This is a genomic window from Citrobacter sp. H12-3-2 (assembly GCF_009649895.1).
Taxonomy (GTDB): Bacteria; Pseudomonadota; Gammaproteobacteria; order Enterobacterales; family Enterobacteriaceae; genus Citrobacter; species Citrobacter portucalensis.
Map to the genome: position 1 here is coordinate 2,662,382 of NZ_CP045837.1, position 18,136 is coordinate 2,680,517.

General features: G+C 51.4%; 20 protein-coding genes and 1 pseudogene. 12 read left to right on the forward strand and 9 right to left on the reverse strand.

What is annotated here, in order from left to right:
- From rsxG to gstA, 5 genes are all read left to right on the forward strand, one after another.
- A complete protein-coding gene (gene rsxG / locus GHC22_RS12715; protein ID WP_032943336.1) occupies nt 1-621 on the forward strand; it encodes an electron transport complex subunit RsxG in 621 nt (206 codons plus the stop codon).
- A 2-nt stretch (nt 622-623) separates the two neighbouring features.
- Nucleotides 624-1,316 carry an electron transport complex subunit E gene (locus GHC22_RS12720; protein ID WP_153753151.1) on the forward strand — a complete coding sequence of 231 codons (693 nt, stop codon included), beginning with the start codon at nt 624-626 and terminating at the stop codon, nt 1,314-1,316.
- Nucleotides 1,316-1,951 carry an endonuclease III gene (gene nth / locus GHC22_RS12725; RefSeq protein WP_153753153.1) on the forward strand — a complete coding sequence of 212 codons (636 nt, stop codon included), beginning with the start codon at nt 1,316-1,318 and terminating at the stop codon, nt 1,949-1,951. Before GHC22_RS12720 ends, nth begins: the two co-directional genes overlap by 1 nt.
- 613 nt (nt 1,952-2,564) lie before the next feature.
- Nucleotides 2,565-4,070, forward strand: coding sequence for a dipeptide/tripeptide permease DtpA (dtpA, locus tag GHC22_RS12730; protein WP_020996425.1), 1,506 nt, complete (start codon nt 2,565-2,567; stop codon nt 4,068-4,070).
- A 104-nt stretch (nt 4,071-4,174) separates the two neighbouring features.
- Nucleotides 4,175-4,780 carry a glutathione transferase GstA gene (gstA, locus tag GHC22_RS12735; protein WP_003832787.1) on the forward strand — a complete coding sequence of 202 codons (606 nt, stop codon included), beginning with the start codon at nt 4,175-4,177 and terminating at the stop codon, nt 4,778-4,780.
- 76 nt (nt 4,781-4,856) lie between these two features.
- Here gstA and pdxY read toward each other — a convergent pair whose 3' ends face one another.
- From pdxY to anmK, 5 genes are all read right to left on the reverse strand, one after another.
- Nucleotides 4,857-5,717, reverse strand: coding sequence for a pyridoxal kinase PdxY (gene pdxY / locus GHC22_RS12740; RefSeq protein WP_048214264.1), 861 nt, complete (start codon nt 5,715-5,717; stop codon nt 4,857-4,859).
- 64 nt (nt 5,718-5,781) lie between these two features.
- Nucleotides 5,782-7,056 carry a tyrosine--tRNA ligase gene (gene tyrS, locus GHC22_RS12745; protein WP_020996426.1) on the reverse strand — a complete coding sequence of 425 codons (1,275 nt, stop codon included), beginning with the start codon at nt 7,054-7,056 and terminating at the stop codon, nt 5,782-5,784.
- 126 nt (nt 7,057-7,182) lie between these two features.
- A complete protein-coding gene (gene pdxH, locus GHC22_RS12750) occupies nt 7,183-7,839 on the reverse strand; it encodes a pyridoxamine 5'-phosphate oxidase (RefSeq protein WP_003029169.1) in 657 nt (218 codons plus the stop codon).
- 59 nt (nt 7,840-7,898) lie between these two features.
- Nucleotides 7,899-8,228 carry a C-type lysozyme inhibitor gene (mliC, locus tag GHC22_RS12755; RefSeq protein ID WP_003029170.1) on the reverse strand — a complete coding sequence of 110 codons (330 nt, stop codon included), beginning with the start codon at nt 8,226-8,228 and terminating at the stop codon, nt 7,899-7,901.
- 87 nt (nt 8,229-8,315) lie between these two features.
- Nucleotides 8,316-9,437: an anhydro-N-acetylmuramic acid kinase gene (gene anmK / locus GHC22_RS12760; protein ID WP_008784673.1), complete on the reverse strand. Its 1,122-nt coding sequence runs from the start codon at nt 9,435-9,437 to the stop codon at nt 8,316-8,318.
- Between the two features lie 274 nt (nt 9,438-9,711).
- Between anmK and slyB the strand changes: the two genes are divergently transcribed.
- A complete protein-coding gene (slyB, locus tag GHC22_RS12765) occupies nt 9,712-10,179 on the forward strand; it encodes an outer membrane lipoprotein SlyB (RefSeq protein WP_003029175.1) in 468 nt (155 codons plus the stop codon).
- A gap of 46 nt (nt 10,180-10,225) precedes the next feature.
- Here slyB and slyA read toward each other — a convergent pair whose 3' ends face one another.
- Nucleotides 10,226-10,666: a transcriptional regulator SlyA gene (gene slyA, locus GHC22_RS12770; RefSeq protein WP_008784672.1), complete on the reverse strand. Its 441-nt coding sequence runs from the start codon at nt 10,664-10,666 to the stop codon at nt 10,226-10,228.
- Between the two features lie 192 nt (nt 10,667-10,858).
- Here slyA and GHC22_RS12775 point away from each other — a divergent pair, with 192 nt between their 5' ends.
- The 3 genes and pseudogenes from GHC22_RS12775 to GHC22_RS12785 all read left to right on the forward strand — a co-directional run bounded on the left by GHC22_RS12775 (nt 10,859) and on the right by GHC22_RS12785 (nt 13,998).
- Nucleotides 10,859-11,095: a DUF1656 domain-containing protein gene (locus tag GHC22_RS12775; RefSeq protein ID WP_003029180.1), complete on the forward strand. Its 237-nt coding sequence runs from the start codon at nt 10,859-10,861 to the stop codon at nt 11,093-11,095.
- 2 nt (nt 11,096-11,097) lie between these two features.
- On the forward strand, nt 11,098-11,961 hold the full coding sequence (locus GHC22_RS12780; RefSeq protein WP_228553182.1) for an HlyD family secretion protein: 864 nt from the start codon (nt 11,098-11,100) through the stop codon (nt 11,959-11,961).
- A pseudogene (locus GHC22_RS12785) lies at nt 11,958-13,998 on the forward strand (FUSC family protein). The gene GHC22_RS12780 and the pseudogene GHC22_RS12785 overlap by 4 nt, the downstream one beginning before the upstream one ends.
- Here the strand turns inward: GHC22_RS12785 and sodC are convergent.
- The 3 genes from sodC to GHC22_RS12800 form a co-directional block, all read right to left on the reverse strand.
- Entirely contained in the window at nt 13,974-14,498 is a 525-nt protein-coding gene (gene sodC / locus GHC22_RS12790) for a superoxide dismutase [Cu-Zn] SodC (RefSeq protein WP_128611931.1), read from the reverse strand. The pseudogene GHC22_RS12785 and the gene sodC overlap by 25 nt on opposite strands.
- Before the next feature lie 81 nt (nt 14,499-14,579).
- Entirely contained in the window at nt 14,580-15,476 is an 897-nt protein-coding gene (locus GHC22_RS12795) for an aldo/keto reductase family oxidoreductase (RefSeq protein WP_048214269.1), read from the reverse strand.
- Between the two features lie 49 nt (nt 15,477-15,525).
- Nucleotides 15,526-15,765: a DUF1289 domain-containing protein gene (locus GHC22_RS12800; protein WP_003832768.1), complete on the reverse strand. Its 240-nt coding sequence runs from the start codon at nt 15,763-15,765 to the stop codon at nt 15,526-15,528.
- Nucleotides 15,766-15,866: 101 nt separating this feature from the next.
- Here GHC22_RS12800 and GHC22_RS12805 point away from each other — a divergent pair, with 101 nt between their 5' ends.
- From GHC22_RS12805 to gloA, 3 genes are all read left to right on the forward strand, one after another.
- Entirely contained in the window at nt 15,867-16,466 is a 600-nt protein-coding gene (locus tag GHC22_RS12805) for a TetR/AcrR family transcriptional regulator (RefSeq protein ID WP_003832766.1), read from the forward strand.
- 54 nt (nt 16,467-16,520) lie between these two features.
- Nucleotides 16,521-17,618 carry an alkene reductase gene (locus GHC22_RS12810; RefSeq protein ID WP_032943320.1) on the forward strand — a complete coding sequence of 366 codons (1,098 nt, stop codon included), beginning with the start codon at nt 16,521-16,523 and terminating at the stop codon, nt 17,616-17,618.
- Nucleotides 17,619-17,715: 97 nt separating this feature from the next.
- A complete protein-coding gene (gloA, locus tag GHC22_RS12815; protein ID WP_003832762.1) occupies nt 17,716-18,123 on the forward strand; it encodes a lactoylglutathione lyase in 408 nt (135 codons plus the stop codon).
- Nucleotides 18,124-18,136: the final 13 nt, after the last annotated feature.

The following is an 18,136-nucleotide window of genomic DNA, read 5'->3' on the forward strand; positions in this document are numbered from 1 at the left end:
ATGCTGAAAACGATTCGTAAACACGGTATTACACTGGCGCTGTTTGCTGCGGGCTCAACGGGGTTAACCGCAGCAATCAATCAATTAACCAAGTCAACCATTGATGAACAGGCCGCGATACAGCAAAAAACGCTGTTCGATCAGGTTCTGCCTGGCGATCGCTACAATAATAACTTGTCTGAAAGTTGTTATCTGGTCAATGCGCCAGCGTTAGGCAAAGGTACGCACCGTGTATATATTGCCCGCCAGGACGATCGTCCTGTTGCTGCGATTCTTGAAGCTACGGCGCCAGATGGTTATTCCGGGGCGATTCAACTGCTGGTGGGTGTCGATTTCACGGGTACCGTGTTGGGTACGCGGGTTACCGAACACCATGAAACGCCTGGGCTGGGCGATAAAATCGAACTGCGACTGTCCGACTGGATCACCCATTTTAGCGGTAAAACAATTTCTGCGGATAACACCTCTCACTGGGCAGTGAAAAAAGATGGCGGCGACTTTGACCAGTTTACTGGCGCAACCATTACACCTCGTGCGGTGGTTAACGCGGTTAAACGTGCCGGCCTGTATGCACAGACGCTGCCTGCGCAACTCCCTCAACTTAGCGCCTGTGGAGAATAACCATGAGCGAAATTAAAGACGTGATTGTCCAGGGGTTATGGAAAAATAACTCCGCGCTTGTGCAACTACTCGGGATGTGTCCGCTGTTGGCCGTCACCTCTACCGCCACTAACGCGCTGGGTCTTGGACTTGCGACTACGCTCGTCCTGACGCTGACCAACCTGACAATTTCAGCCCTTCGCCGCTGGACACCACCTGAAATCCGTATCCCGATTTATGTCATGATTATCGCCTCCGTGGTGAGTGCGGTACAGATGTTGATCAATGCCTACGCCTTCGGCCTGTATCAGTCTCTGGGCATCTTCATCCCGCTGATTGTAACCAACTGCATTGTTGTTGGTCGTGCAGAAGCCTTCGCCGCCAAAAAGGGCCCTGCGTTATCCGCACTTGATGGTTTCTCCATCGGCATGGGCGCAACAGGTGCCATGTTTGTTCTGGGCTCGCTGCGTGAAATAATTGGTAACGGTACACTGTTTGATGGTGCAGACGGTTTGTTGGGTAGCTGGGCCAAAGTCTTGCGCGTTGAGATCTTCCATACTGATACGCCGTTTCTGCTGGCCATGCTGCCACCGGGCGCGTTTATTGGCCTGGGTCTGATGCTGGCAGTGAAGTATCTGATTGATGAGAAAATGAAGAAACGTCGTGCCGAGGCGGCTGTCGTGGACAGTCCCGCGGATGAAACAGGGAATGCGTAATGAACAAAGCAAAACGTCAGGAAATACTGACGCGCCTGCGGGATAACAACCCGCATCCGACAACCGAGCTCAATTTTACATCGCCGTTTGAACTGTTGATTTCGGTCTTGCTCTCCGCACAAGCGACCGATGTCAGCGTCAATAAAGCGACAGCTAAGCTATACCCCGTCGCCAATACGCCGGCTGCGATGCTGGAGCTCGGTGTTGAAGGTGTTAAGTCCTACATCAAGACAATCGGTTTGTTTAACAGCAAAGCAGAAAACGTAATTAAAACCTGCCGCATTCTGCTGGAACAACATAATGGTGAAGTACCAGAAGACCGTGCGGCGTTAGAAGCTCTCCCCGGCGTTGGGCGAAAGACGGCTAATGTGGTGTTAAATACCGCCTTTGGTTGGCCCACTATCGCTGTAGATACCCACATTTTTCGTGTCTGTAATCGCACGCAATTCGCCCCGGGTAAAAACGTCGAGCAGGTTGAAGAGAAGCTGCTGAAAGTCGTACCCAGTGAATTTAAAGTCGATTGCCATCACTGGTTAATTCTTCATGGCCGCTACACCTGCATCGCCAGAAAGCCGCGCTGTGGTTCCTGTATTATTGAAGATCTCTGCGAATTCAAAGAGAAAGTCGATATCTAATGCTGCCGGGGCATCCTCCTCGCCCCTTACATACATAACGATTAGTTATGCACTCCCCTGCGTTTATTTTCCCGACAATGATGCCATTCAATTGCTCATATCTAATGCAATATTCTTGTTAATTAACACCTGAGCAGGTTAATCGTTTTTTTAGCAAAAGAAATTTCTATCTATACGTGATCCAGATCATCCAGCTAACACAATGTTAATAAATTTTTATTTTTTAGTTAAGGTGACAATTAGATGACCTAACTGCACAGTTTCCAAACAAAACATTACACTGCCTATTTTTCAGATAATGGCCTATATCACTGGATTCAACCTTAAATAGCAGAACATATCGCCACATTGCGGTTATGGCGGTGATTAAACAGTGTAAAAATCTGCCATTTTAGAAATGAAGAAATTTAACGCTAGATAACATTTCACAGCCCCGACGATTTCACCAGTCATGATATATGTAACAGATTATTACAAACCACTTGTCTGAATGGTCAAGATAGTGAACATTACTTGCCGTTTCCCCTCCCACTATAACAATCGGACGGATGAACTTGACTCATCACGTACCTGAACACCCCCGTTGATATGGGATGTAAAAAAAGAGGTAAAAGTGTCTACTGCAAACAATAAACCAACAGAAAGCGTAAGTTTAAACGCCTTCAAACAACCAAAAGCGTTCTATCTCATTTTCTCTATTGAGCTGTGGGAACGTTTTGGTTATTACGGCCTGCAAGGGATTATGGCCGTCTACCTGGTTAAACAGCTGGGTATGTCAGAAGCGGATTCCATCACCCTTTTCTCGTCCTTTAGCGCCCTGGTGTACGGTCTGGTTGCCATTGGCGGCTGGTTAGGTGACAAAGTTCTGGGAACAAAACGTGTCATTATGCTGGGTGCCGTTGTGCTGGCCATCGGTTATGCGTTGGTAGCATGGTCCGGTCACGATGCGGGTATCGTTTATATGGGCATGGCGGCCATCGCGGTCGGTAACGGCCTGTTTAAAGCAAACCCATCCTCCCTGCTCTCTACCTGCTATGCCAAAGATGACCCGCGTCTTGATGGTGCATTTACCATGTACTACATGTCCGTCAACATCGGTTCATTCTTCTCTATGCTGGCAACACCGTGGTTGGCTGCGCGCTACGGCTGGAGCACCGCGTTCGCTCTGAGCGTCGTGGGTATGCTGATTACCGTTGTTAACTTCGCATTCTGTCAGCGCTGGGTTAAACAGTACGGTTCTAAACCTGACTTTGAACCGATCAACTTCCGTAACCTGCTGCTGACCATTGCTGGCGTTGTGGTACTGATCGCGATTGCAACCTGGTTGCTGCACAACCAGCAGATCGCACGTATGGTTCTGGGTGTCATTGCGCTGGGTATCGTGTTCATCTTCGGTAAAGAAGCCTTCACCATGCACGGTGCTGCGCGTCGCAAAATGATCGTCGCCTTCATCCTGATGCTGGAAGCGATTATCTTCTTCGTGCTGTACAGCCAGATGCCGACCTCACTGAACTTCTTTGCGATTCGTAACGTTGAGCACTCTATTCTTGGCATTGCTTTTGAACCTGAACAGTACCAGGCGCTGAACCCGTTCTGGATCATCATTGGTAGCCCAATCCTCGCTGCTATCTATAACAAGATGGGCGATACCCTGCCAATGCCGACCAAGTTTGCGATTGGTATGGTGCTGTGTTCCGGTGCGTTCCTGATCCTGCCACTGGGCGCGAAATTCGCTACCGATGCGGGCATCGTTTCCGTTAACTGGCTGATTATCTGCTACGGTCTGCAAAGTATCGGTGAGCTGATGATCTCCGGTCTGGGTCTGGCAATGGTGGCACAGTTAGTTCCACAACGCCTGATGGGCTTCATCATGGGTAGCTGGTTCCTGACCACTGCCGGTGCAAACATCATCGGTGGCTACGTCGCTAACATGATGGCTGTACCAGAGAACGTGACTGACCCGCTGATGTCCCTTGAAGTCTACGGTCGTGTGTTCCTGCAGATTGGTGTCGCAACGGCTGTTATCGCTGTTCTGATGCTGCTGACGGCTCCGAAACTGAACCGTATGACTCAGGACGATGACGTCAATGAGAAAGCCTCTAAGGCCGCGACAGCGTAATTCTCAGGGAAACTCATTTTCAGGCCGCTAACTGTTGTTAGCGGCTTTTTTTTTGCCTGAGGTAGCACTACCATACGATATACCTCAGCCAAAAGGAGTTACCGATGAAACTGTTCTACAAACCGGGCGCTTGTTCTCTCGCTTCCCACATCACACTTCGTGAGAGCGGTAAAGATTTCACGCTGGATGGTGTTGATCTGATGAAGAAACGTCTGGAAAATGGCGATGATTTTTTCGCGGTAAACCCAAAAGGGCAAGTTCCCGCACTGCTGCTGGATGACGGTACGCTACTTACCGAAGGTGTTGCCATCATGCAATACCTGGCGGACAGTGTGCCAGACCGCCAGCTCCTTGCCCCTACCAGCAGCCTCTCCCGTTACAAAACCATCGAATGGCTTAACTACATTGCGACTGAACTGCATAAAGGCTTTACGCCACTGTTCCGTCCCGATACGCCGGAAGACTTCAAGCCAACCGTTCGCGCGCTGCTGGAGAAAAAAATGCAGTATGTGAACGACTCGCTGAAAGATAACCAATGGATCTGCGGCCCGCGCTTCAGCATCGCCGACGCATATCTGTTTACCGTACTGCGTTGGGCCTATGCGGTTAAGCTGAATATGGCAGGATTAAGTAATATTGACGCCTATATGGCGCGAATGGCTGAACGCCCGGCGGTTGCCGCAGCGCTGAAAGCAGAAGGGTTAAATTAATAGTTGTTGCCGGGTGGCACTTACCCGGCCTACAGCTAAAATATGCCCGATAAGCGTGAGCGCCATCGGGCATTAATTACAGCTGAGTTGCACTAAAGTAGTGTTCAGGCTTCGCGATACGATCCTGTGCGGCCACAACCTGCAGCTCATACTCGTGCATATTTTTAGTGGCAATCATCACTTCGTACACCGCCGCAGTCACATGCTCAAGCGCCTGCTGTAAAGATGCGCCCTGCAGCAGTTTCACCAGCAACAAGCCACTCGTCACATCACCCACACCAACCGGTTGACGTGCGCCAAAATCGACTAACGGACGACTGATATGCCACGCCTGTTCAGCGGTGACCAGCAGCATCTCAAAACGGTCGGTGCTGATACCTGCGCGTGCCAGATGCTTCACCAGTACAATTTCAGGTCCCTGAGCGATCAGTTCACGCGCTGCTGCAACGGCCTCATCGACGTTGTTCACCGCATGCTCGCACAGAATTTCGAGCTCAACCAGATTTGGTGCAATAATGTCACTGGCCGGAAGCGCATGGCGTACATGAAATTCCGCCACTCCGGGTGCAACAATACACCCCTTTTCAGGGTGTCCCATCACCGGATCGCAAAAGTATTTTGCCTGCGGGTTTGCCGCTTTTACCTTGCGTACAATACCCAGAATATGCTCGCCCTGTTCTGCTGAGCCAAGATAGCCGCTCAGTACTGCGTCACAGGTCTGGAGTTTATCAATATCAGCAATGCCCTGAACAATTTCAGTCAGGTGGCTCGGCGGCATAACGCAACCGGTCCATTTGCCATACTGCGTGTGGTTTGAAAACTGAACGGTATTCAGCGGCCAGACATTTGCGCCAAGACGACGCATCGGAAATTCTGCTGCACTGTTGCCCGCATGACCAAAAACAACGTGGGACTGGATGGCGAGGATATTCTTCATTTTACTTACCACAACCCTGAAAAAATAAAGGGGCGTAGTTTCCCACGCCCCTGCTAACTCAATCTTACTTCCAGCAAATCAGACAATAGTTCTTCTTGCCACGGCGCAGTAAGGTATAGCGCCCGAACAGGATATCACTATCCTGGAAGAAATATTCCGGATCGGACTGCTTCTCACCGTTGATGGTTACCGCGTTTGACGCAATGGTCTTACGTGCCTGACCGCGAGAAGGTTGCAGCTCGGAGTCCACCAGCGCCTGCATCAAATCGGCACCTTTGTCCATCTCGATCATCGGCACGCCATCCTGCGCCAGCTGTTCGAAATCTGCTTCACTCAAATCGCTGAGATTGCCGTTGAACAAGCTTTCGGTAATGCGTTTTGCCGCGACCAGACCTTCTTCACCGTGAACCAGACGCGTAACCTGTTCGGCCAGAACATACTGGGCACGCGGCGCTTTACCGCTGTTTTTATCTTCTTCTTCCAGCGCATTGATTTCTTCAATGTCCATGAAAGTGAAGAATTTCAGGAAGCGATAAACGTCCGCATCGGCGGTGTTGATCCAGAACTGGTAGAATTTGTACGGACTGGTTTTCTTCGGATCCAGCCACACTGCGCCGCCTTCCGTCTTACCGAATTTGGTGCCATCAGCTTTAGTGATCAGCGGAACGGTCAGACCAAACACCTGATTCTGGTGCAAACGACGGGTTAAATCGATACCCGAAGTAATGTTACCCCACTGGTCAGAACCACCAATCTGCAGTGCCACGCCGTGCAGTTTGTTCAGGCAGGCAAAGTCATAACCCTGCAGCAGGTTGTAAGAAAACTCGGTAAAGGAGATCCCCTGATCGTCACGGTTCAGACGCTGCTTAACCGCTTCTTTGTTGATCATCTGGTTAACGGAGAAGTGTTTGCCGATATCACGCAGGAAAGTCAGTACGTTCATACCGCCAAACCAGTCGTAGTTGTTCGCAGCAATCGCCGAGTTGTCGCCACAGTCGAAATCGAGGAACGGTGCAACCTGTTTGCGGATTTTATCCACCCACTCCTGCACGGTGTCTTCGGTATTCAGTTTACGCTCGGCGGCTTTAAAGCTCGGGTCACCAATCAGACCGGTTGCGCCACCTACCAGTGCAACAGGCTTATGGCCTGCCTGCTGGAAGCGTTTCAGGCATAACAATGGAACCAGATGCCCCAAATGCAAGCTGTCAGCGGTAGGATCGAAGCCGCAATAGAGCGCGATCGGGCCTTGCGCCAGTCGCTCTGCTAACGCTTCCTCGTCCGTCACCTGGGCCACCAGCCCCCGCTCTTGCAATTGTTTAATCAAGTTACTGCTTGCCATCAAAATCTCCATGTATAAAACGACTGCACCTTTGCCGGTACACGACTTTTCGCCTGATGCGAAAGAAACATAGAATAAAGCGCCGGATTGATCAGCACCAGCGCTTAAAACAAGAAATTTGCATCTTTAGGGGGCCAGACGATCAATTTTCCACGCGTTATCTTCGCGTTGGTATAAAAAACGATCGTGCAGACGGTTTTCACCGCCCTGCCAGAACTCCATTTGTTCAATACTCACGCGAAAGCCGCCCCAGAAACTGGGCAGAGGAACTTCCCCTTGCTGAAACTTCTGCTTCAGTTCGAGGAATTTGCTTTCGAGAATACCGCGCGCGGAGATTCGACTGGATTGTTTTGAGACCCAGGCGCCAATCTGACTGTCGCGCGGGCGACTGTGGAAGTATTTCACCACTTCGAGTGTGGAAAGACGCTCTGCCTTGCCGATCACCATCACCTGCCGTTCCAAAGTATGCCAGGGAAATAAAAGGCTGATGCGTGGATTTTTCTCAATCTGATGCGCCTTACGGCTACCAAGGTTGGTATAGAACACCAGCCCTTTGTCATCATAATGTTTGAGTAACACGATGCGCTGATACGGCTGACCATTTTCATCGACGGTCGCAACGACCATTGCGGTGGGATCGGCCAGTTTGGCATCACAGGCTTGCCCCAGCCAGCGCTCAAACAGCGCAAGGGGTTCGGCGGGAAGATCGCGGCGGCGAAGACCGCCTTTCGTGTATTCACGGCGCAGATGCGCGATTTGCTGCAATTCGTCGTTATCAGACATGATGTTGGGCTACGGATTGTCAGTGGGTGACGCTATTGTGCGCCGCCCAGGTGAAAATCTCAACGCTTCGGGTTCTGTAACTGACAGTTATTTAGCACAATTCTGTCTCGTTTATAGACCGTTGCCTCGTCGCCTTTAGACCAAAATACGTAGATACCATCGGTATAACGTGCACCTGATGCCGACACGCCCTGTTTGAGGTTCAATAGCTGATTATCATAAACAAAGCTTGCCGTCTGGCGGGTATTGTTCAGCTTCACGGTCAGCGGTTTTTCGTCGCAGCGGTATTCAAGCGTATCCGTTTGCATACGCTCGACAAATTGGTTGTACACACTACAACCGCTAAGCAGTACGGGCAGACACACTAACAACAGTTTTTTCATAGCCATATCCTGAAGACTTTCCTGGTCCTGGAGGGTAATGGCACCCTCCCTAATATCCTTAGTTTACCGGCATACCGCGCTGAATAATTTCAGTTAACTCTGAGTTCGCGGATTGGCAGGATAAATTGCCCCTAAAACACTCGGCTCTGACGCCCCCGTCACAGAAGGTAAATTTCCCGGTAATCCGGCCAGCGTTCGCCACGCCAGCCAGGCAAAGGCTAACGCTTCCATATCATCACCGCTGATCCCGGCTTCATCGGTAGAGGTAACCTCTGTACCCGGTAATAATGCCGCCAGACGCATCATCAGCAGTGGATTACGGCTCCCTCCACCGCAAACCATGAGTCGATCACAGCCGCCGCTTAACAAGACCTGCTCTGAAATGGTTACTGCCGTCAGTTCGGCAAGCGTCGCCTGTACATCTCGTGGGCTAATTCCCGGAAACTGCGCCAGATGACGCTCTATCCAGCCGTAATTAAAATACTCACGGCCGGTACTTTTCGGCGCAGGCGCGGAAAAATAAGGGTCGTTAAGCATATTCTGCAGCAACGGCAGGATCACCGTTCCTGAAATGGCCCACTGCGCATCTTTGTCGTAGGGCTGGCCACATTGCCGCCAGATCCATGCATCCATCAGCATATTGCCCGGCCCGGTGTCGTATCCGCGAACGGGTTGTTGCGGAATAAGCAGAGACAGATTGGCAATCCCGCCGATGTTTAACACCATTCGCCGTTCCGTTGGATGTGCCAGCAGTGCCTGATGAAATGCGGGAACGAGCGGTGCACCCTGCCCGCCAAGGGCGATATCACGTCGACGAAAATCGCCGACTACGGTTATCCCGGTACGCGCGACAATCTGGTTGTTATCACCAATTTGCAGCGTGTGCGGCGCAGCACCGTTCGGTTCATGCCACACGGTTTGCCCGTGGCAACCAATCGCAACGATATCCTGCGGTTTCAATTTTTCTTGCGCCAACAGCGCATTCACCGCCTCAGCAAATAGATAACCGAGCTGTGCATCTAACTGACCAAACTGAGAAAGTGTAAGCTGCTGCCCCTGGCAGATATCCAGAATCGCTTGTTTAACATGAATGGGGATGGGCCAGGTCAGACTCGCCTGCTGCGCAACCATCGTTTCATCTATTGTCGCCAGCACAACATCGACGCCATCAAGGCTGGTTCCAGACATTACACCGATAAAACGGCCCGATTTCATAGGTCATCCTTTTAAGCAAATTAGCCTTGACACTCAACCATAAAGTGTCGACTAATGCCATGCTTCCTTAATGATTTTTGGTGGCTAATCATTACAATGATCGTTTAATTACATCAATTACATGAATGATTCGTTTATACTCGGTTAATCCGATTTCGGTTAAGATTTTCATATTGTTCCAGTAGAACATGTGACCTTAGGCTCACAAATGCCATATAATTTAGCCATGAAGGGTGCTTTATTAGCGTTTCGTGGTGACAAAGGAGATTTGTAAATGATTAAACGTGTGCTGATTGTTTCATTAATGGGCGTATCTTTAGCGGGTTGCGTTAACAATGACAGCCTTTCAGGCGACGTATATACCGCATCCGAAGCGAAACAAGTTCAGAACGTTACCTACGGTACGATTGTTCATGTTCGTCCGGTGCAAATCCAGGGTGGCGATGACGCAAACGTGATTGGTGCTATTGGTGGTGCGGTACTCGGCGGGTTCCTTGGTAACACCGTCGGAGGCGGTACGGGTCGTTCATTAGCCACAGCGGCAGGTGCAGTTGCCGGTGGCGTAGCGGGTCAAGGCGTACAAGGTGCGATGAATAAAACCCAGGGTGTGGAACTGGAAATCCGTAAGGATGATGGTAATACCATCATGGTGGTTCAGAAACAGGGTGCGACCAAGTTTTCAGCCGGCCAGCGCGTTGTTATGGCTAACAACGGCAGCCAGGTTACCGTGTCGCCACGCTAATCGAATTCACGTGTGGTCAGGCTCTGGCCACACGTAACTTATCGTTTCAACCTTGTGACTGCAGTTCAATAATATTGTGTTCGAGTTTGGCAACCAGCTTAATCAGCAGATCAATTTCCTCAGCTGAAATCCCTTCCAGAATTTCTCCACGTGTTTTGTTGATCACCGCTTCCATATCAGCGATCAGCGGCTCAGCCTTCTCTGTCAGTTTAATTCTCTTAGCTCGACGATCGCTGGCGCAAGTCTGTCGTGAAATGAGTCCCTTTTCTTCCAACTGGTCAAGCGTACGTACCAGCGAAGGCTGCTCGATGCCAATCGCTTTAGCCAACTGAATCTGCGATTGATCCGGCGGCAACTGATGAATGTTGTGCAGCGTAACCCAATGCGTCTGCGTCAACTCCAGAGGTTTCAGGCGATGGTCAATCAGAGCACGCCAAATGCGCACCAACCGTGCCAGATCAGAACCTAATGGCGATTCCAATTTCATCTCCTTATAATTAGCTTGCTAAGTTATTGTGCTGATTTTAGAATAGTGTGCAGCATTTGTATTCCCAAAACAAATGTATTGCCAAATTTGCTTACCGGCTGACATTTTTTCAGACATTATGCGTTACGGAGACTCATTGTCTCTTTTTTGCTAAACCTATAGCAATGCTCTCTTCCGTCAAGGATTTTGCCCGTGAAGTTTATGTTTAATGCAACAGGATTGCCCCTACAAGATTTAATGATCGGCGCATCTGTCTACTTTCCTCCTGTTTTCAAGGCGATTGTAGCAGGATTTATTCTCTGGCTGGTTGTTCATCGCCTGCTGCGCGACTGGATTTACTCCGGCGAAATCTGGCATCCCCTGCTAATGGATCTGTCACTCTTTACGCTTTGCGTATGTCTGGCCTTTGTTATGCTGATAGCGTGGTGATTATGTCGCTTAAAACCATTAAATACTTCTCAACTATTATAGTCGCTGCAATCGCAGTTTTCGCCGGATGGTGGATGTGGAATTACTATATGCAATCGCCCTGGACACGTGATGGCAAAGTACGTGCTGAGCAGGTCAGCATCACGCCGCAGGTGTCAGGCAGCATTAGCGAACTCTATATAAAAGATAACCAGTTTGTGAATAAAGGCGATGTCCTTTTTATTATCGACAAGACGCCATTTCACATTGCTGAACTGAATGCGCAAGCGCAACTGGCAAAAGCGCGGTCTGACCTGGCGAAAGCCAACAACGAAGCCAACCGCCGCCGTCATTTATCGCAAAATTACATCTCAGCCGAGGATCTGGATACCGCAAATCTCAACGTGAAAGCCATGCAGGCAAGCGTTGAAGCGGCTGAGGCCAGTTTGCGCCAGGCCCAGTGGCAACTGACGCAAACGGTGGTCAAAGCCCCCGTGGCGGGTTGGGTCACAAACCTGTCTACCCGTACCGGTGATTACGCTTCAACCGGTAAGCCCCTGTTTGCCCTTGTCGACAGTCACTCTTTTTATGTGATGGGGTATTTTGAAGAAACCAAATTGCGCCATATTCGAGAAGGCGCACCGGCGACGATTACGCTCTACAGCGGTAATATAAAGTTACAGGGTCACGTATCCAGCATTGGCCGTGCCATCTACGATCAAAGTGTGGAAAGTGATTCCGGCCTGATTCCCGACATCAAACCTAACGTGCCGTGGGTGCGTCTGGCGCAGCGTGTCCCGGTACGCATCGAATTCGACGCCCTGCCGCGGGATGTCACGCTGGTGTCAGGTACAACCTGCAGCGTATCCATCGGCCAGCGTAAATGAAACTGCCCCGCCTGACACCAGGCAATTTGCCGTGGTTTAAAGCCACGGCGGCACAGTGGCGTTATGCGCTGCGTAACACCATTGCGATGTGTCTGGCGTTAACTTTTGCTTATTATCTGAATCTGGACGAGCCCTACTGGGCGATGACCTCGGCGGCGGTGGTTAGTTTTCCCACCGTTGGCGGGGTTATCAGCAAAAGTCTGGGTCGCGTGGCGGGTAGCCTACTGGGAGCCACCGCCGCATTGATTATTGCCGGTCATACTCTCAATGAGCCGTGGCTGTTTTTGCTGAGCATGTCAGTGTGGATCGGTTTTTGTACCTGGGCATGCGCGCACTTCACCAATAACGTTGCCTACGCCTTTCAACTGGCGGGTTATACGGCGGCGATCATTGCGTTTCCCATGGTCAATACCGTGGAAATTACGCAGTTATGGGATATCGCGCAGGCACGCGTGTGTGAAGTCATCGTCGGTATCCTGTGTGGCGGCGTGATGATGATGATCCTGCCCAGTACCTCCGATGGCACCACGTTACTGACTGCATTGAAAAACATGCATTCACGTTTACTGGAACATGCCAGCCTACTCTGGCAACCAGAAACCACGGATGCCATTCGCACAGCCCATGAAGGTGTTATCGGGCAGATTCTGACCATGAACCTGCTGCGTATTCAGGCTTTCTGGAGTCATTACCGCTTTCGTCGCCAGAATGCTTTGCTCAATTCGCTGTTGCACCAGCAGTTACGGATGACCAGCGTGATTTCCAGTCTGCGCAGGATGCTGCTGAACTGGCCTAATCCCCCGTCCAACACCCGGGAAATCATTGAGCAGTTGCTCAGCGAACTAATAAAATCCAATGCGAATAGCTACACCGTCGCACGTATAATTGCCCCACTGCGGCCCGTCGATGCCCGCGACTATCGACACGTCGCCTTCTGGCAACGACTGCGTTATTTTTGTCGGCTCTACCTGCGCAGCAGTCATTATCTGCATTTACTGGAAAATGGTGTTACCGCCGAGCGTATTAATATCGCCCGCACGCCGGGGCTTGCCCGTCATACCGATAATGCGGAAGCTATCTGGAGCGGGTTGCGTACGTTCTGCACTTTGATGCTTATCGGCGCATGGAGCATTGGTGCACAATGGGAATCAGGCTCTGGCGCACTCACGCTCGCCGCGATCAGCAGTGTGCTGTATTCCGCCGTTGCCACACCGTTCAAGTCGCTTTCTTTGCTGATGCGTACGCTGGTTCTACTGTCGCTATTTAGCTTTGTGGTTAAGTTTGGCCTGATGGTGCAAATTTCCGACCTCTGGCAGTTTATTCTCTTTCTCTTCCCACTACTCACCACCATGCAACTGTTGAAGCTACAAATGCCTGCCCTGGCAGGTCTTTGGGGGCAGTTGATTGTATTTATGGGTTCGTTTATCGCGGTGACCAATCCGCCGGTTTATGATTTTGCTGATTTCCTGAATGACAATATGGCGAAAATCACCGGCGTGGCGCTGTCATGGCTGGCCTTCGCCATTCTGCGCCCCGGATCGGATGCACGGAAAAGTCGCCGCCATATTCGCGCCCTGCGCCGGGATTTTGTCGATCAGCTCAGCCGACATCCATCGCTCAGTGAAAACGAATTTGAATCGCTGACGTATCATCACGTCAGCCAGCTCAGCAACAGTCAGGATGCGCTGGCGCGACGCTGGTTATTACGTTGGGGGGTCGTTTTACTGAACTGCTCGCATGTGGTGTGGCAACTGCGCACCTGGGAGGCGCGTTCCGATCCGCTGGCTCGCGTCAGGGACGTGTGTATCTCGCTGCTGCGCGATGTAATGAGCGAACGTGGCGTCCAGCAACGACCACTGAATGCCACGCTGAATGAGCTACAGCGCATCTGCGATACGCTTGCCCACCATCATCAACCCGCTGCGCAGGAACTGTCGGCACTGGTCTGGCGGCTACACTGCTCGCTTTCACAACTCGAACAGGCGCCGCCGCCGGGTACTCTCAGTCGTTGATTATTTGATAACACCACAGGCGTAGCGCGCTCCGCCACCGCCAAGCGGTTTCGGTTGATCGGACATATTATCGCCGCCCACATGGATCATCAGCGCTTTGCCTTTAACCTCATCGATCGTTTTCAGCCGCGGCGCAACGACCGGCGTTGTGGCGTTACCTTCGTTATTCACCACCAATAGCGGCAGGTCGCCCATATGACCTGCGCCTTCCGGGCCTTCATGTTTACCGGTTTGATGCGGATCATAATGGCCACCAGCCGATTCTGCGGCTGAGGCTTTCCCTTCTTTAATCGCGGGTTGGCAGCTGCCGTTCATATGCACATGGAAGCCATGTTCACCTGGCGGCAACGCTTTCAGATCGGGCGTAAACTCCAGCCCCTTTGCGGTTTCAGCAATAGTGACCGTACCAATCGCCTGGCCGACACCTTGCGATGTGACCAGATTCATCGTCACTTTTTCTTCACTGGCAGCCTGCGCACCTGCACAGGCAAGTAGAGTGATGATGGCCAAACTCAAACGCTTCATAAGACCTCCGTCCAAAAGGTGTCTGATTGTTAAGTGTAAACCAGTGACACAAATTTGAACGGAGATGCGCCAAAAACGCGATTAGGGTACGTCGTAACCCAGCGCCGCTTTACGAATGCGGAACCATTGCTGGCGAGACATGTTCAGCGACTCAGACTCAATGGCAGCACGTACACGCTCTATTTTTCCTGAGCCAATAATCGGCAGCGGCTGAGACGGCAGACGTAAAATCCAGGCGTATACCACCTGCTCAATAGATTGCGCATTCAACTCTTCAGCGATCACGGCAAGCTCATTACGTAAAGGCTGGAAAGCATCATCATTAAACAGGCGACCACCGCCGAGACAGGACCAGGCCATCGGGCGAATTCGCAGCTGTTGCAGTTGATCTAAAGTACCATCCAACAGGAGCGGCTGATGTACTGGTGAAATTTCTACCTGGTTGGTCGCCAGAGTAAACGGCAGACGCGATTGCAGCAATGAGAACTGTGCCGGGGTGAAGTTGGAGACGCCAAAGTGACGCACTTTGCCACTATGGTGCAATTTTTTAAAAGCGTCGGCGACATCGTCAGCATCCATAAGCGGATCGGGACGGTGGATCAGCAGCAGATCAATATGATCGGTCGCCAGCAGCTTCAGCGACTCTTCCGCACTGGCAATAATATGTGCACTGTCGGTGATGTAGTGGCCCAGCGCATTTTCCGCGCGCGCCGTCGTCGCGATCCCGCATTTGGTCACAATCTGCATTTTTTCACGCAAATGCGGAGCCAGTTTCATTGCCTCACCAAACGCCGCTTCACACTGGTATCCACCGTAAATATCGGCGTGATCGACGGTGGTCACGCCAAGATCCAGATGCTCTTCAATAAAGCTGACTAGCTGGCGCGCGGACATATTCCAGTCCATCAGGCGCCAGTACCCCATCACAAAGCGAGAAAATTCCGGGCCTTGCGGCGCAATAGTAATACGCTGAACCATAGCAGCTTCCTTTTAAGTGAATGTGCCTCGAGTATACGCAATTACGCTTTTAAAAGAGTGAAGGTTGTTGCGGTTCTTCCGAAGGGTTGGCTTTGTTTGCACGTAATTTACGCATCAGGCGCTGACGACAAAGCCGCAGCACTTCCTGCTTTTGGGTATCGCTCATCTTTTGCCAGTTAAAACGCTCATCCCGACTGCGAAAACAGCCACGGCAAAAGCCGCGTTCGTCTGACTGACATATTCCACGGCATGGGCTCTGGACGGGGAAAAACTCCAGCTGTTCGGCCACATCCCCTCCTTTAATAAGATTGATATACCTATTGAAGACGTTAACTGAATTTCTCGCAAGCGCTATTGCATTAGACCGACTGGTCTATTACACTCCTTCCCATGAACAAAATCACTGAACACGATACACGCGAACATCTGCTGGCGACTGGCGAACTGCTGTGTATGCAGCGCGGCTTCACCGGCATGGGGTTAAGCGAACTACTGAAAACCGCTGAAGTACCCAAAGGTTCGTTTTATCATTACTTTCGCTCTAAAGAAGCGTTCGGTGTCGCGATGCTGGAACGCCACTATGCGGCCTATCATCGGCGACTGGCTACGCACTTTGATACGGGAGCGGGAAACTACCGCGATCGCATTCTGGCCTACTATCAGGAAACCCTGAACCAGTTTAGCCAGCACGGCATTATTAGCGGCTGTTTAACTGTAAAACTGTCTGCCGAAGTGTGCGATCTGTCAGAAGATATGCGCACAGCGATGGATAAAGGCGCGCGGCACATTATTGTACTGTTAGCGCAGGCGCTGGAGAAAGGTCAGGCCAGCCATTGTCTGTCTTTTGTTGGCGAGCCGTTACAGCAGGCGCAGGTACTGTATGCGCTGTGGCTTGGCGCCAACCTGCAGGCCAAGATTTCTCGTAGCGCCACTCCGCTGGAAAATGCGCTGGCGCACGTTAAAAACATCATCACAACGCCTGCCGTTTAACAGGCGTTTTTATTTTCTTCATCACTAGACGACCGGTCTATTCAGGAGTGCCACATGTCATCTGAAAAACTGTTTTCCCCACTGAAAGTGGGTGCCATTACGGCAGCAAACCGCGTATTTATGGCGCCACTGACGCGTCTGCGCAGTATTGAGCCTGGCGACATCCCTACTCCGCTGATGGCCGAGTATTACCGTCAACGCGCCAGCGCGGGGCTTATCATCAGCGAAGCGACGCAGATTTCCGCACAGGCGAAAGGCTATGCCGGAGCACCCGGCTTACATAGCGAAGCGCAAATTGCCGCATGGAAGAAAATCACTGCTGCCGTACACGCTGAGCAAGGTCATATTGCTGTCCAGTTGTGGCACACTGGACGCATCTCTCACGCCAGTCTGCAGCCAAACGGTCAAGCTCCAGTTGCACCTTCCGCGATTAGCGCTGGAACCCGCACCTCGCTGCGCGATGAAAACGGCCTGGCAACGCGTGCCGATACCTCAATGCCACGTGCGCTGGAAACTGAAGAGATTCCGGGCATCGTTAATGACTTCCGTCAGGCGATAGCCAATGCGCGCGAAGCGGGTTTCGATATGGTTGAACTGCACTCTGCCCACGGCTACCTGCTGCACCAGTTCCTGTCGCCAACTTCTAACCAGCGTACCGATCAATACGGTGGCAGCGTCGAAAATCGTGCGCGTCTGGTGCTGGAAGTGGTTGATGCCGGTATTAAAGAATGGGGTGCCGATCGCATTGGTATTCGTGTCTCCCCGATTGGCACTTTCCAGAACGTAGACAATGGTCCGAACGAAGAAGCCGATGCGCTGTATCTGATTGAACAATTGGGCAAGCGTGGAATCGCTTACCTGCACATGTCTGAGCCGGACTGGGCCGGTGGCGAGCCGTATTCCGATGCGTTCCGCGAAAAAGTTCGCGCACGCTTCCACGGCCCTATCATTGGTGCTGGTGCTTATACCCCAGAAAAAGCAGAAGCGCTGATCGAGAAAGGTCTGATCGACGCCGTTGCTTTTGGTCGCGCCTATATTGCTAACCCGGATCTGGTGGCGCGTCTGCAACGCAAAGCAGAACTGAATCCGCAACGTGCCGAGAGCTTCTACGGCGGCGGCGCGGAAGGTTACACCGACTATCCTACCCTCTAACGTCACAATCTCCGTTCTGCCATTGATAGCGGCGTAACAACGCCGCTATACTAAAACAACATTTTGAATGTATTAGCCATTTTCGAAGGGGAAAAAGATGCGTTTACTCCATACCATGCTGCGCGTGGGTGACCTGCAGCGTTCTATCGAGTTTTATACCAACGTGCTGGGCATGAAGCTGCTGCGTACCAGCGAAAACCCTGAATACAAGTACTCTCTGGCTTTTGTCGGCTACGGTCCTGAAACCAGTGAAGCAGTAATCGAACTGACCTATAACTGGGGTGTCGACAAGTATGATCTGGGTACTGCCTATGGCCATATCGCCCTGAGCGTAGACAACGCGGCTGAAGCCTGTGAACGTATTCGCCAGAATGGCGGTAACGTAACGCGTGAAGCAGGTCCAGTAAAAGGCGGCACCACAGTGATTGCGTTCGTTGAAGATCCGGACGGCTACAAAATTGAGCTGATCGAAGAGAAAGACGCCGGGCGCGGCCTGGGCGATTAATCTCCCCCTCGGG

Bases quoted from the DNA above. Each gene is read 5' to 3' on its own strand.
- GHC22_RS12780 (WP_228553182.1), top strand. From the start codon at position 11,098: ATGTCGCTTAAAACCATTAAATACTTCTCAACTATTATAGTCGCTGCA.
- slyA (WP_008784672.1), bottom strand. From the start codon at position 10,666: ATGAAATTGGAATCGCCATTAGGTTCTGATCTGGCACGGTTGGTGCGC.
- slyB (WP_003029175.1), top strand. From the start codon at position 9,712: ATGATTAAACGTGTGCTGATTGTTTCATTAATGGGCGTATCTTTAGCG.
- tyrS (WP_020996426.1), bottom strand. From the start codon at position 7,056: ATGGCAAGCAGTAACTTGATTAAACAATTGCAAGAGCGGGGGCTGGTG.
- pdxY (WP_048214264.1), bottom strand. From the start codon at position 5,717: ATGAAGAATATCCTCGCCATCCAGTCCCACGTTGTTTTTGGTCATGCG.
- nth (WP_153753153.1), top strand. From the start codon at position 1,316: ATGAACAAAGCAAAACGTCAGGAAATACTGACGCGCCTGCGGGATAAC.
- rsxG (WP_032943336.1), top strand. From the start codon at position 1: ATGCTGAAAACGATTCGTAAACACGGTATTACACTGGCGCTGTTTGCT.
- gloA (WP_003832762.1), top strand. From the start codon at position 17,716: ATGCGTTTACTCCATACCATGCTGCGCGTGGGTGACCTGCAGCGTTCT.
- GHC22_RS12795 (WP_048214269.1), bottom strand. From the start codon at position 15,476: ATGGTTCAGCGTATTACTATTGCGCCGCAAGGCCCGGAATTTTCTCGC.
- anmK (WP_008784673.1), bottom strand. From the start codon at position 9,437: ATGAAATCGGGCCGTTTTATCGGTGTAATGTCTGGAACCAGCCTTGAT.
- GHC22_RS12805 (WP_003832766.1), top strand. From the start codon at position 15,867: ATGAACAAAATCACTGAACACGATACACGCGAACATCTGCTGGCGACT.
- gstA (WP_003832787.1), top strand. From the start codon at position 4,175: ATGAAACTGTTCTACAAACCGGGCGCTTGTTCTCTCGCTTCCCACATC.
- sodC (WP_128611931.1), bottom strand. From the start codon at position 14,498: ATGAAGCGTTTGAGTTTGGCCATCATCACTCTACTTGCCTGTGCAGGT.
- GHC22_RS12810 (WP_032943320.1), top strand. From the start codon at position 16,521: ATGTCATCTGAAAAACTGTTTTCCCCACTGAAAGTGGGTGCCATTACG.
- pdxH (WP_003029169.1), bottom strand. From the start codon at position 7,839: ATGTCTGATAACGACGAATTGCAGCAAATCGCGCATCTGCGCCGTGAA.
- mliC (WP_003029170.1), bottom strand. From the start codon at position 8,228: ATGGCTATGAAAAAACTGTTGTTAGTGTGTCTGCCCGTACTGCTTAGC.
- GHC22_RS12720 (WP_153753151.1), top strand. From the start codon at position 624: ATGAGCGAAATTAAAGACGTGATTGTCCAGGGGTTATGGAAAAATAAC.